The organism is Catenulispora acidiphila DSM 44928, from assembly GCF_000024025.1.
Classification (GTDB): Bacteria; Actinomycetota; Actinomycetes; order Streptomycetales; family Catenulisporaceae; genus Catenulispora; species Catenulispora acidiphila.
Map to the genome: position 1 here is coordinate 7601330 of NC_013131.1, position 11794 is coordinate 7613123.

Below are 11794 nucleotides of genomic sequence, written 5' to 3' on the forward strand. Positions count from 1 at the left end.
CGGTGTCGGTCTTGCGCTCGGTGCCAGGCGTGCAGGCAGCTGCGACCTACCGGCGCCGCTGGCTCCTCAAGGACCTTGTCGCCGGAGTCGTTCTGAGCACCCTGCTCGTCCCGCAGGGCATGGCTTACGCGGAACTGGCCGGGCTGCCGCCGATCACCGGCCTCTACACGTCGATCACCTGCCTGCTCGCGTACGCGGTGTTCGGTCCCAGCCGGGTCCTGGTCCTGGGTCCGGACTCCTCGCTCGGGCCGATGATCGCCGTCGCCGTCCTGCCGCTGGCCGCCGGCGGCCAGGACAGCGCGCGCGCCGTCGCGCTGGCCTCGATGCTGGCGCTCATGGTCGCGGTGCTGCTGATCGCCGGCGCGGCCGCCCGGCTGGGCTTCGTGGCGGACCTGCTGTCCAAGCCCACGATCATGGGCTACCTGAACGGCCTGGCGCTCACCATCCTGGTCGGGCAGCTGCCCAAGCTGTTCGGCTTCAAGGTCAGCGCCGAAGGGCTCATCCGCGAGATCGGCGGCTTCCTGCGAGGGCTCGCGCGCGGCGAGGCGGTCGGGGCGGCCGCCGCCGTCGGGATCGTCGGGGTCGTGGTCATCCTCGTGCTGCAGCACTGGCTGCCGAAGGCGCCGGCCGTTCTGATCATGGTTCTGCTGTCCGTGGCCGCCGCCTCGGTGTTCGGCCTGGCCGGGCACGGGGTGAGCCTGGTCGGCGAGCTGCCCCGGGGGTTCCCCCCGCTGACGTGGCCGGACGTGCGCTGGTCCGACCTCGGCCCGCTGGCCGGCGCCGCCGCCGGCATCGTGCTGGTCTCGCTGGCCGACACCATCGCCACGGCCACGGCCTTCGCCGAGCGCACCGGCCAGGAGGTCGACGGCGGTAAGGAGATGCTCGGCATCGGGATGGCGAACCTGGCCGCCGGGCTCTTCCAGGGCTTCCCGGTCAGCACCAGCGGGTCCCGCACCGCGGTGGCCGAGCGCTCCGGCGCGCGCACCCAGCTGACCGGGGTGGTCGGCGCGGTGCTCATCACCTTGATGATCGTGCTGGCTCCGGGCCTGCTGCGGAACCTTCCCCAGCCGGCGCTGGCCGCCGTGGTGATCTGCGCCTCGCTGTCGCTGGCCGACATCCCCGGCACGATCCGGCTCTGGCACCAGCGCCGGGTCGAGTTCGCGCTCTCGGCGGTGGCGTTCCTCGGCGTCGCGCTGCTCGGCGTGCTTCCCGGCATCGGGATCGCGGTGCTGCTGTCGATCCTCAACGTCTTCCGGCGCGCGTGGCAGCCCGCCGAGGCCGAGCTCGGACGGATCCCCGGGCTTCGCGGATACTACGACCTGGACACCCATCCGACGGCGCGGCCCATCCCGGGCCTGGTGATCTACCGCTTCGCCGCGCCGCTGATCTTCGCCAACGTCAAGGCGTTCCGCAACCGGGTCACCCGGCTGGCCCGCACAGCTGACACCCGCTGGGTCCTGGTCGCGGCCGAGTCGATGACGGACGTCGACGTCACGGCATGCGACACGCTCAAAGAGCTCACCGAGAAGCTCCAGGAGCGGGGCGTCGAGCTGTTCTTCGCCGAGCTTCAGGAGCCGGTATGGCAGAAGATCGAACGGTTCGAGCCGGGGACGATCCGTCCGGACCACGTCTTCCCGACCGTCCACGCCGCGGAGGACGCCTTCCGGGCCGGACGGCCGAACTACCAGGCTCCCGATGCTGAAGAGTCCGGGCTCGCGGATGGAGAACGCTGACATGGAGCAGATCGACACCGACGAGACGAACGGTGAGGGCGGGTTGTCCGGCGCCGCGCCACACAACGTCGGGCGACGCCGGGCGTCCGGCATCTACGGAGCGATCGTCACCGCGGCGATCCTGGCGGCGACTTCCGGGCTGTCGACCGCGGCCCTCGTGGTCGCGGTGGTCGTCACCCTGGTGGTCTATTGGCTGGCCGAGGAGTACGCCGAACTGCTGGGCGAACAGATCGAAGACGGACACCTGCCATCGATGCAGCACGTCAGGCACGCGCTCGCCGACACCTGGCCCATGGTCACGGCGTCGTTCATTCCGCTGGCGTCCGCGGTCGTCGCGCGCCTGGCCGGAGCCACGGAACTGACCGCCGCGAACCTCGGGCTCGTGGCCGTCGTGCTGCTGCTCGGGGTGCACAGCTGGTCGGCGGCCCGCGCGGCGCACCTCACCGGCTGGCGCCTGGCCGGGGCAAGCGCGACCGCGGTGGGCCTCGGGCTGATCATGATCGGACTCAAGAATCTGGTGCTTCTGCACCTGCACTAGGCCGCACCGGAAGACCCCGAACGGCCCAGCGCCAGCGCACCGAGCCGGCGCCAGTCGACCCTCTGCCGTGCCGGCGCCACCCCGGGACGTTCGCGCGGCACCCGGACCCGCAGAGCTCCGGGCACGATGCGGCAGCGGACCGGAACGGCGAGCGTGAGGGCCTCGCCGTCCACCCCGACCCCGATCGTCTCGGTATCGGCGGTGACGACGACCTCCTGGGCCGTCATCGCGGTGAGGGTGCGGGACTGTTCGCCGAGCAGGGCCAAGTCCGCCGCCTGCGCCGCGGTGCGCACTGTCAGCCCGATGACACCGAGCTCTCCGGTGTCCAGCCTGGGGCGGCGGCCTGATCCGTACCACCCCGTGTCGTACGGGTTGCTGCTCACCAGCAGGGCCTGCGGCTCCGGCAGCACGACGCCGTCGACGCGCGCCGTGAGCTTGGCTCCGGAGTAACCCGTCAGCAGGTCCGGGAGTTCGGCGAGCGTGGTGGCGGCTTTGGCGTCCCGGTATTCCGGACGCTGCACGATCTCGGCGTAGACGCCGAAGGAGGCGTTGTTCACGAAGGTCCGCCCTGCCACCTCGCCGAGGTCGACGCGCAGTTCGACGCCGTCGGCGAGGGCGTCCAGGCAGCGGCTCGGATCCTCGCGGTCCAGACCGAGGTCCAGGGCGAAGTGGTTGCGGGTGCCGGCCGAGATCACCAGGAAGGGCACGCCGTGCGCGGCGGCGACCCCGGCGACCAGGGCCTGCGTGCCGTCGCCGCCGGCCACACCGAGCAGGTCCGCGCCGTCGGCGAGCGCCTGCCGGGCGATGGCGGCGACGTCCTGGTGCTGCGAGACGTCCAGCAGCACCACCCGGCAGCCGAGCGCCTCGGCTCGCCGAACCAAATCGAACCGCCCGACCTTGCCGCCGCCGGAGGCCGGATTCATGATCAGCAGCGGACGGCGCGGCGGCGGCGTGGCCCGGCTCCCCGTGCCGTGGCCGGCGTGGTCGGCGCGCAGCGCGGCGCGGGCGCAGGCCAGAGCGGCGCACCAGACTACGGCGGCGCCCAGGACGACGAGCCAGCGGACGGTCGAGCCGGCGTAGAGCACGACCATCGCCACCAGCGCGCCGATCGCGATCACCAGGCCCGCGGCCCGCGCTATGCCGTGGTGGGTCAGCGCCCACCATCCGCCGACCGCGGCCAGCGCGAGCGCCGCGACCGCGATCAGCGCGACGGCTACGGCGCCGCCGAGCCCCGTGGCCGTGATCAGGAGTCCTACGGCGGCGAGGCCGAGCGCGAAGGCGGTGCGGGCCAGCCGGTGTGCCCGCCGCTGGGAGCCCATCGATTCCGTCCGGCCCGAGGGGATGGCGCGCTGCGGGTTCTCAGTACCGTGCCGGCTCGTCGCCATGCCCGATGAGAGACCAGAGCGCGAAACCGTCGATCGCGAGGAGGGTCACGGCCCACCAGGGCTGATACGGCAGCCACAGGAAGTTGCCGAGCATCGCCACGCAGACGACGGCGACACCGGTGACGCGGGCCCAGCGGGCTCCGCTGTAGGCGCCCCAGCCGACGATCGCGACCGCGATACCGAGGATCAGGTGGATCCAGCCCCAGGAGGTGAGGGAGAACTTGTAGGCGTAGTTGCCGATGTGCACGTAGAAATCGTCTTTGGCGATCGCGGTGATCCCCTGGAGGACGTTCATCACCCCGGAGAGCATCAGCAGCACGCCGGCGAAGACCGCGCGGTGCGGGGTTGGGGACGCGGTGCGGGGAACCGTGGTTTGGCTCATCGCTGGTTCATCTCCACTCGCGCACAAAGCGGGTGCGCGTAGCCGGGCCGCACCCGCGCGATCAGGTACGACTTCCCATGCTTCATCGGCTGCTGACGTCCAGCGAGTGATGGCGGACCATTCGTGTGAAAGGTGGGAAATTTTCATACCCGGTGAGGCTCGTGGCGGTGCCGGTGGTCGTGACGATGCCGGTGGCGGATGCGCCTGGCGTACCAGAGGAGACCGGTCGTCGCGGAGAAGGCGATCACCAGCGACAGCAGCGCGGGCCAGGAGTTCCCGCCGATCTGGATGTCCAGCGCCAGGAACAATGCGATCCCGCCCACGATCAGGGCCAGCGAGCCCAGCGCCCGCACCGTGGCCGCCGCCAGCCCTGGGACGTCGGAGGCCTTGCGGGGCAGGTGGATGACCCTGTCCGGTCCCCAGTAGAAGACCGATACCCGTTCGGCCAGCTCGACGGTGCCGCGGTAGTACGACATGGACAGGTACGGAAGCCAGATCAGCGGCACCACCATGCCGACGGCGAAGGCCAGGCCGAGCAGCAGCCATCGTCCGAGGCGGACCAGCTTGCCCACCGGGGTGACCGCCGCCGGCGAGATCAGCCCGAGCAGCTTGGCCATGCGCCGGATCAGGTCGACCATGGCGTAGACGGCACGGCGTCTTCTCCTGGCGGGAGTCCGCGCCGAGGGCAGGGCTTTCATCGCCGCCGCGGCTCGGCCCACGTCCGGATAGACGTCCATGATCACCAGCAGCTCGGCGGCGCGCTGCGGCTCTTGAGGATCGCGCTCCGACAGAGCGGCCATGCGCAGCATCATCTTGATCTGCGCCAGCAGCGCGGCGACGAAGGCCACGGGGACGAAGGCGATCATGGGCCCGCCGACGAATCCGCCTTCCCGCGAAGCCTCCCGTGCCCCTTGCTCGGCGACCATGCGCTGCAGCTCGAAGACGTCGGCATCCGGGTTCAGCTGACGCAGCTTGCTGACGTAGGCGGGGACACCTGGGCTCAGCATCTTCAGCGAGAAGTCCGCCAGGTTCTCCGGGAGGTGGCCGGGATCGCGCAGGACGATCCGCAGCAGCATGCGCGCCAGACCTCGATCCGGGTGCGCCCCGCCGTCGTCCACCGACGGCGCGCTCGCCCCGGCTGCCATGGTCGCTCCTTCGTCCGCGAGCCCGCCGGACCCGTGGCGCGGGCATCGCTGGAGGGGGATGTGCGGACGACCCCGGGCGCGCCGGCCTTTTCGGTGCGGCACACCCGGGGTCGTCGGCGTACGCGCTACTTCTTCATGGCGCCGTTCTCGTCCTCGGCCACCGTGATCGCGAAACCGAGAGCCTCGGTGATGTGGCCCGCGGCGGACATGACCCGCGCCGTGCCGACCACCGGGGCGATCGCGACGAGCAGGTCCTGGACCTGCTCGAGGGTCACGTTCGCCTCCTGGGCCGGCCCGACGTGGGCGAGGTAGGAGATCGGCGGGGCGTCCATGGCGCACAGCGCGGCCAGACGGGTGAGGACGAGCGTGCGGGGGTCCATGCTGCAGCGTTCGAGCGAGTCGATCGTCATCGCCGCGATGGTGTCCAGCACCGGGGTCGGGGATGTCATGGCCATGGTGGGCTGCCTTCTCTTCGAGGGTCGAACCGACAGAAGTCGGAGAAAGGCGCAAGCCCTGTCGGCGGCTCGCGATTCGATGCTAAGAGCGCTTACGGCGGCCCGCACTTCGGGTATCGTCGCTGGTCAGGACCCATTGCGGCGGGTCGCGACCGGCGAGCGGAGCGGCGGACCAGGTCTTCAGGTCCCCAGGATCTTCTGCTTCTGCGCTGCGAACTCCGCCTCGGAGAGAACACCGCTTTCCTTCAGATCGCCGAGGTCCTTCAACTGGGCGAGCTTGTCGTCCATCGACGGCGCCTGGGGCGTCTGGGGTGCCGGAGCCGGCGCGGCGGCCGGCGGAGGCGCTTGCGCCGGCTGCGCCGCCGCCTCCTGCTGGGCCCAGCGCCCGCCCTGTCGCCGCGACACCCTGTTGGACACCGCTGTCGCCGTACCCGCGACCACCGCGGTGCGCGCGACTCCTCTGAGCAAACCCATGATCAGACTCCCTTCAGCCGCCGGAACCGGTGGTCTCGAGGGCTTCGAGCAGGTCGGTCACCGGGATCCGGCCGGTGGCGACGACCTGCGCCCCGTTGCGCCGTAAAGCGCCGACGAACGGTGCGGCCCAGGTGTTCTCGTACACCAAGATCCCGGCCGAGGTCCCCGGCGTCATGACCGAGGTGGCTTCGGCGATCTCCTCCTCGCCGAGCAGCCCGGAGGCGGCGCCTTGGAAGACGGACAGTTCGAGCCGTCCGTCTGCGCCCTCGTCGGCGAGATCGAGCACCGTCACCGACCCGTCCTCGTCCTTGGCCACGAAGGTGAGGTCCAGGATCCGGATGATGCCGCGCTCCACCAGGTCGACCAGGAGCGGCATGCCTTCACCGTGCATGTCCGTGCGGGGGAACTCGACGACGAGATAGTCGACGGGTCCGAGTTCGAGATCGTCGCTCATGCCGACTCCCTAGATGGTCTTGTCCGTGCGGTCGGTCGTGCAGAGCCGCCTCAGGCGAGGATCTTCTGCTTGGCCTGCTGGAACTCCGCCTCGCTGAGGACGCCGTCGGCCTTCAGCGTGGCGAGCTTGGACAACTCCTCGGCGCTGTTGCTCGGGGTCGTCGAGGCGGTCTGGCGCACGTAGTCGTCGAACTGCTGCTGGTTCGCCTGGGCCCGCTGGATCTGCCGGGCGGTCATCGACTTCCCGCGGACGATGAGGTAGATGAACACGCCCAGGAACGGCAGGACGCACACGAAGATGATCCAGCCGGTCTTGGCCCAACCGCTCAGGTCGTGGTCCCCGAAGACGTCGGAGATGATGCGCCACAGCAGCATGAACCACATGATCCACAGGAAGAACCAGAAGATCATCCAGAACGCGTTGAGCAGGGGATGAGACATGTGTGAGCTCCTTTTCCACACCGGGGCAAGGCCTGGAACTCCTCTTCCACGCGGCACACGCACACCGTGAGATCTAGTTCCATCCAGATCCCGCCGGCCGCGAACCGCAACCGCGCTGCGCCAGTCGGGCGACGGCTGCCGGCAGGGCCCGTACCGCCTGGCGGAGCGCTCGCAGCTGCCCATATGGCCCATTCCACGGCGCGAGCTTGAACGCGACTTCCTACTCTGACGTCAAAGGTCGATCAACCTCCTGCCTCCGCGGGCGGAGCGAGAACGGGAGAGCTGATGACGTCGATGGATGTCCCCCTTGAGGGGGCGGGCGGGAGGCGGCGCGCAGCCGTCGCGAAGGCGGTCGCCAAGCCGCGCCTGACGTGGCTGACGCTCGCGTTCATGACCACCAGTTCGGTGGCCAGCCTGCGGGCCTCGCCGACGATGGCCGTCTACGGTCTGGCCTGCATCTTCCTGTACGTCGTGCCGGCGATCGTGTTCCTGCTGCCCACGGCGCTGGTCTCGGCCGAGTTGGCGTCGGGCTGGGACGGCGGGGTCTACAACTGGGTCGCCCAAGGCTTGTCGAAGCGGCTGGGCTTCCTGGCGGTGTGGTGCCAGTTCGCGATGACGATCTTCTACTATCCGACGCTGCTCGGGTATGTCGCCAGCACCATCGCCTACGTGATCAATCCCCAGCTGGCCGACAACGGCCTCTACACCGCGATCGTCATCATGGTCGTGTACTGGTCCGGGGTGTGGATCTCCTCGCGCGGGACCAGCGGGGTCGGCGGGATGGCCTCGTTCGGGCTGATCATCGGCACGCTGATCCCCGGCGTACTGCTGGTCGTGCTGGGCATCGTCTTCCTCGGCCAGGGCAACCCCTCCGCCGCGCCGATGAACGCCGGCTCCATCTTCCCGCAATGGACGGGAGTGGCGAGCCTGGTGCTGATCGTCAACAACTTCCTGAGCTACTCCGGCATGGAGATGAACGCGGTGCACGTCTCCTCGCTGAAGAACCCGGGCAAGGAGTTCCCCAAGTCGATGTTCCTGGCGATGGGACTGGTGCTGCTGATCTTCATCCTGCCGGCGCTGGCGATCAGCTGGGTGGTGCCCTCGGCGCAGCTGAGTCTCACGGCCGGCGTGATGCAGGCGTTCGACGCCTTCTTCCAGTACTTCAGCATCGGCTGGCTGACGCCGCTGGTGGCGGTCGGGCTGGTGGCGGCGTCCGTCGGCGGCATGCTGACCTGGCTGGCCGGACCGTCCAAAGGGCTGTTGATGATCTCGCGCCAGGAGGGCTACCTGCCTCCGTACCTGCAGAAGCTCAACAAGAACGGCGTCCAGCAGAACATCCTGGTCGCCCAGGGCGCCGTGACCACGCTGATCGCGCTGATGTACGCGCTGATCCCGAGCGTGTCCGGGGCGTACTGGATCTTCTCGGTGATCACGACGCAGGTCTACCTGATCATGTACCTCCTGATGTTCGTCGCGGCGATGCGCCTGCGCAAGCTGCAGCCGGACCATCCGCGCGGCTTCCGCGCCCCGCTGCTCGGACCCCTGTGCGTGATGGGTCTGCTCGCCTCGGCGGCGGCGATGGTCATCGGGTTCGTGCCCTCCTCGCAGTTCGGCAGCGGCAGCGTCTGGTCCTACGTGCTGATCATCGCCGGCGGCCTGCTCCTGCTCGGGTTCCTCATCCCGTTCGGGTTCCTCAAGGCGCGCAAACCCTCCTGGCGCCGCGCCGATGGGGAGCCGGCAGCCGAGGGCGGTGCGTGATGAGTCAGAACATGGCGACCCCGCCGCCCCAGACCCCTGACACCGGTCACCACAAAGAGCACAACAAGTGGCTGTTCATCGGCGGCATCGCAGTCTTCGTCATCGCGGCGATCGTCGCAATGGTGGTCTTCTCCCAGCATCAGAACGACGAGCAGGCGCGCGCCAAGGCGAAGGAGCTCCAGACCTTGATGGTCGCGGCCGGATATCCGCTGCCCGACGAGGAGACGGTCGTCGCGCTCCTGGGCACCAGCGGCGGTGCCGTGTGCAAGGACCCGACCGGAGCGCTGAGCAAGGCGCAGTGGCTGGACAACATGTCCAACGGCGCCGCCGGGCCCGGCATGCGCCCGGTGATCGCCGACCGCAAGGCCGTGGCGGCCGAGGCGCTCGTGATCAAGGTCTACTGCCCGCAGCACCTGGACGCGTTCCAGGACAACGTCGACGACCTCAAGACCGGCACGACGGTGCGCCGGTGAGGTACTCCGGGCACCTCCCCGGCCCAGGCACACCACCAGGAGACCTTCAACCAGGAGACCTTCGATGACCGACGACCTCGCCGGGCGGATCGCAGCGCTGATGCCCCGGGCCAAGAAGGATCTGGCCGAGCTGGTGGCCATCGCCTCGGTGGCCGATCCGCGACAGTACCCTGCGGAGAACTGCCGCCAAGCCGCCGACTGGCTGGTCGCGGCGTTCACCGAGGCCGGGCTGCGCGACGTCCGCTTGGAGCCGACCCCGGACGGCAGCCTCGCCGTCCTCGGCGAGCGCCCCGCGCCGCCCGGGGCTCCGACCGTGCTGCTGTACTGCCACTACGACGTCCAGCCGCCGCTGGACGACGTGGCCTGGACCTCGCCGCCGTTCGAACTGACCGAGCGGGACGGCCGCTGGTACGGACGCGGATCAGCGGACTGCAAGGGCAACATCGTCATGCACCTGACGGCGCTGCGCGCTCTGGGCGAGGACATCGGGGTCGGCCTGAAGCTCGTCGCGGAGGGCTCCGAGGAGCAGGGCACCGGCGGCCTGGAGGCCTTCGTCCCGCCGCATGCCGCCGAGCTCCACGCCGACACGCTCCTGATCTGCGACACCGGGAACGCCGCTGTCGGCGTCCCCACGGCGACCATCACGCTGCGCGGCATGGCCAACGTCGTGGTCACCGTCTCCACACTGGCCGGCGACGTCCACTCCGGAATGTTCGGCGGTCCGGCGCCCGACGCCCTCGCCGCGCTGATCCGCATGCTGGATTCGCTCCGCGGTCCGGACGGCGGCACCCGCATCGAAGGGCTGGACGGCGACGGAATCTGGGACGGCGTGCCCTATGACGAAGACCAGTTCCGGAAGGACGCGGGCGTCCTGGACGGCGTTCGGCTGACCGGCTCGGGGACCGTCGCCGACCGGGTCTGGGCGCGCCCGGCGGTCACCGTGCTCGGCATCGACTGCCCGCCTGTGGTCGGGTCCGCCGCCGCTGTGCCCGCGAAGGCGCGCGCCCGGGTGAGTCTGCGGGTGCCGCCGGGGATCGATCCGCGGGCGGCCCGCGCCGCGCTCGACGCGCACCTGCGCAAAGCCGCTCCGTGGGGCGCCGTGGTGGACATCGAGGACGAGAGCTTCGGCTCGCCCTTCCGGGCGCGGACCGGCGGCAAGGCCTATGCCGCGCTGGATCGTGCGGCGCGGGAGGTGTACGACAAGCCTCTGGCATTCCTGGGCCAAGGCGGCTCGATCCCGCTGTGCAACGTCCTGGCCGCGACCTATCCGGACGCCGAGATCATCCTGATGGGCGTCGAGGAACCCCGCTGCGCCATCCACGCCCCGAACGAGAGCGTCGACCCCTCGGAGATCGAGAACATGGCCCATGTCGAAGCGCTCTTCCTGCGCGACTACGGCAGCGGCCGGGACTAGGGCGCAGGAGGCTTTCCACCATGGCACGTCCCTTCACCGCCGACGACTTCGACGCCCGGATGCGCCGGGTCGCCGAGGACTGCACCGGCGCCGGACTGTCCGGGCTGATCATCACCCCCGGACCGGACCTGTACTACCTCACCGGATACCGGCCCGTGGCCATCACCGAGCGGATCACCGCCCTCGTCCTGGCTCCCGGGCGTCAGCCGGCCATGCTCATGCCCAAGCTGGAGCGTCCCGACGTGGAACGGTCCGTCTCGGCCGACCGCCTGGAGCTGAGCGACTGGGCCGACGGCTCCGATCCGTCCACGGCGCTCGCGCCGCTTCTGCCGGACCCGCGCGGAAGGTACGGCATCTCCGACAGCTCCTGGGCGCTGCACCTGCTGGGCATGCAGGAGGCGCTGCCGGACAGTACCTACTCTCCGCTCACCAAGGCCATGCCCATGATGCGGGCCGTCAAGGACGAAGCGGAGCTGGAGCGCCTGGCCGCGGCTGGCAAAGCCGCCGACGACACCTACTTCGACATCCTCCAGGTTCCCTTCGCCGGCCGCCTGGAGACCGAGGTCGCCGCCGACCTCGCCGCCTCGCTCAAGCGGCACGGCCACTCTCAGGTCGACTTCACCGTGGTCGGCTCCGGACCCAACGGCGCCAACCCGCACCACGAGGCCGGCGAGCGCCGCATCGAACCCGGCGACACGGTCGTCCTGGACTTCGGCGGCCTGATGGACGGCTACGGCTCGGACACCACACGCACCGTGCACGTCGGCGCGGACGTCCCCGACGAGGTGCGGAAGGTCCACGACGTGGTCCGGACCGCGCAGCAGGCCGCGTTCGAGGCCGTGCGTCCCGGCGTCGGCTGCCAGGAGATCGACCGAGCGGCCCGCAAGGTGATCACCGAGGCCGGATACGGCGACTACTTCATCCACCGCACCGGCCACGGCATCGGCACGACGACGCATGAGCCTCCTTACATGGTCGAGGGTGAGGCGCAGGAGCTGGTCCCGGGTATGTGCTTCTCCATCGAACCCGGCGTGTACCTGCCCGGCCGCTTCGGCGTCCGCATCGAGGACATCGTGACGGTGACCGAGACCGGCGGGCGGCGGCTGAACAACACGCCGCACGAGCTCGGGACGGTGCGTTGAG

13 protein-coding genes are annotated in these 11794 nt (G+C 70.1%); 6 read left to right on the top strand and 7 right to left on the bottom strand.

All coding sequences use genetic code 11. The features are described 5' to 3' along the window. The first annotated feature begins 2 nt into the window (after positions 1-2). Positions 3-1733, top strand: coding sequence for a SulP family inorganic anion transporter (locus CACI_RS32655; RefSeq protein ID WP_015795166.1), 1731 nt, complete (start codon positions 3-5; stop codon positions 1731-1733). After that, entirely contained in the window at positions 1696-2271 is a 576-nt protein-coding gene (locus CACI_RS32660) for a hypothetical protein (RefSeq protein ID WP_223297313.1), read from the top strand. The genes CACI_RS32655 and CACI_RS32660 overlap by 38 nt, the downstream gene beginning before the upstream one ends. Here CACI_RS32660 and CACI_RS32665 read toward each other — a convergent pair. The 7 genes from CACI_RS32665 to CACI_RS32695 form a co-directional block, all read right to left on the bottom strand. After that, the gene (locus CACI_RS32665) at positions 2268-3590 is read right to left on the bottom strand and encodes a diacylglycerol/lipid kinase family protein (protein ID WP_015795168.1); all 1323 of its coding nucleotides are present in this window, start codon (positions 3588-3590) and stop codon (positions 2268-2270) included. The two genes, CACI_RS32660 and CACI_RS32665, sit on opposite strands and share 4 nt — an antisense overlap. Before the next feature lie 40 nt (positions 3591-3630). Further along, entirely contained in the window at positions 3631-4038 is a 408-nt protein-coding gene (locus CACI_RS32670; protein ID WP_015795169.1) for a DUF7144 family membrane protein, read from the bottom strand. A gap of 143 nt (positions 4039-4181) precedes the next feature. Continuing rightward, positions 4182-5183: a hypothetical protein gene (locus tag CACI_RS32675; protein ID WP_015795170.1), complete on the bottom strand. Its 1002-nt coding sequence runs from the start codon at positions 5181-5183 to the stop codon at positions 4182-4184. A gap of 125 nt (positions 5184-5308) precedes the next feature. After that, positions 5309-5638, bottom strand: coding sequence for a hypothetical protein (locus tag CACI_RS32680; protein WP_015795171.1), 330 nt, complete (start codon positions 5636-5638; stop codon positions 5309-5311). A gap of 180 nt (positions 5639-5818) precedes the next feature. After that, positions 5819-6115 (bottom strand): SHOCT domain-containing protein, encoded by a 297-nt coding sequence (locus CACI_RS32685; RefSeq protein ID WP_041540587.1) that lies wholly within the window; start codon positions 6113-6115, stop codon positions 5819-5821. Positions 6116-6125: 10 nt separating this feature from the next. Next, entirely contained in the window at positions 6126-6566 is a 441-nt protein-coding gene (locus CACI_RS32690) for a DUF6325 family protein (RefSeq protein ID WP_015795173.1), read from the bottom strand. A 50-nt stretch (positions 6567-6616) separates the two neighbouring features. Continuing rightward, positions 6617-7006, bottom strand: a complete 390-nt coding sequence (locus CACI_RS32695) for an SHOCT domain-containing protein (protein ID WP_015795174.1) — start codon at positions 7004-7006, stop codon at positions 6617-6619. A 285-nt stretch (positions 7007-7291) separates the two neighbouring features. On the opposite strand from CACI_RS32695, the gene CACI_RS32700 reads away from it, so the two are divergent. The 4 genes from CACI_RS32700 (at position 7292) to CACI_RS32715 (ending at position 11793) form a co-directional block, all read left to right on the top strand. Beyond that, positions 7292-8764, top strand: a complete 1473-nt coding sequence (locus CACI_RS32700; protein ID WP_015795175.1) for an APC family permease — start codon at positions 7292-7294, stop codon at positions 8762-8764. Between the two features lie 11 nt (positions 8765-8775). Then, positions 8776-9237: a hypothetical protein gene (locus CACI_RS32705; RefSeq protein WP_049871775.1), complete on the top strand. Its 462-nt coding sequence runs from the start codon at positions 8776-8778 to the stop codon at positions 9235-9237. A 64-nt stretch (positions 9238-9301) separates the two neighbouring features. Further along, positions 9302-10651 (top strand): dipeptidase, encoded by a 1350-nt coding sequence (locus CACI_RS32710; protein ID WP_015795177.1) that lies wholly within the window; start codon positions 9302-9304, stop codon positions 10649-10651. Between the two features lie 20 nt (positions 10652-10671). Further along, positions 10672-11793, top strand: coding sequence for an aminopeptidase P family protein (locus CACI_RS32715; RefSeq protein WP_015795178.1), 1122 nt, complete (start codon positions 10672-10674; stop codon positions 11791-11793). Position 11794 lies beyond the last annotated feature (1 nt).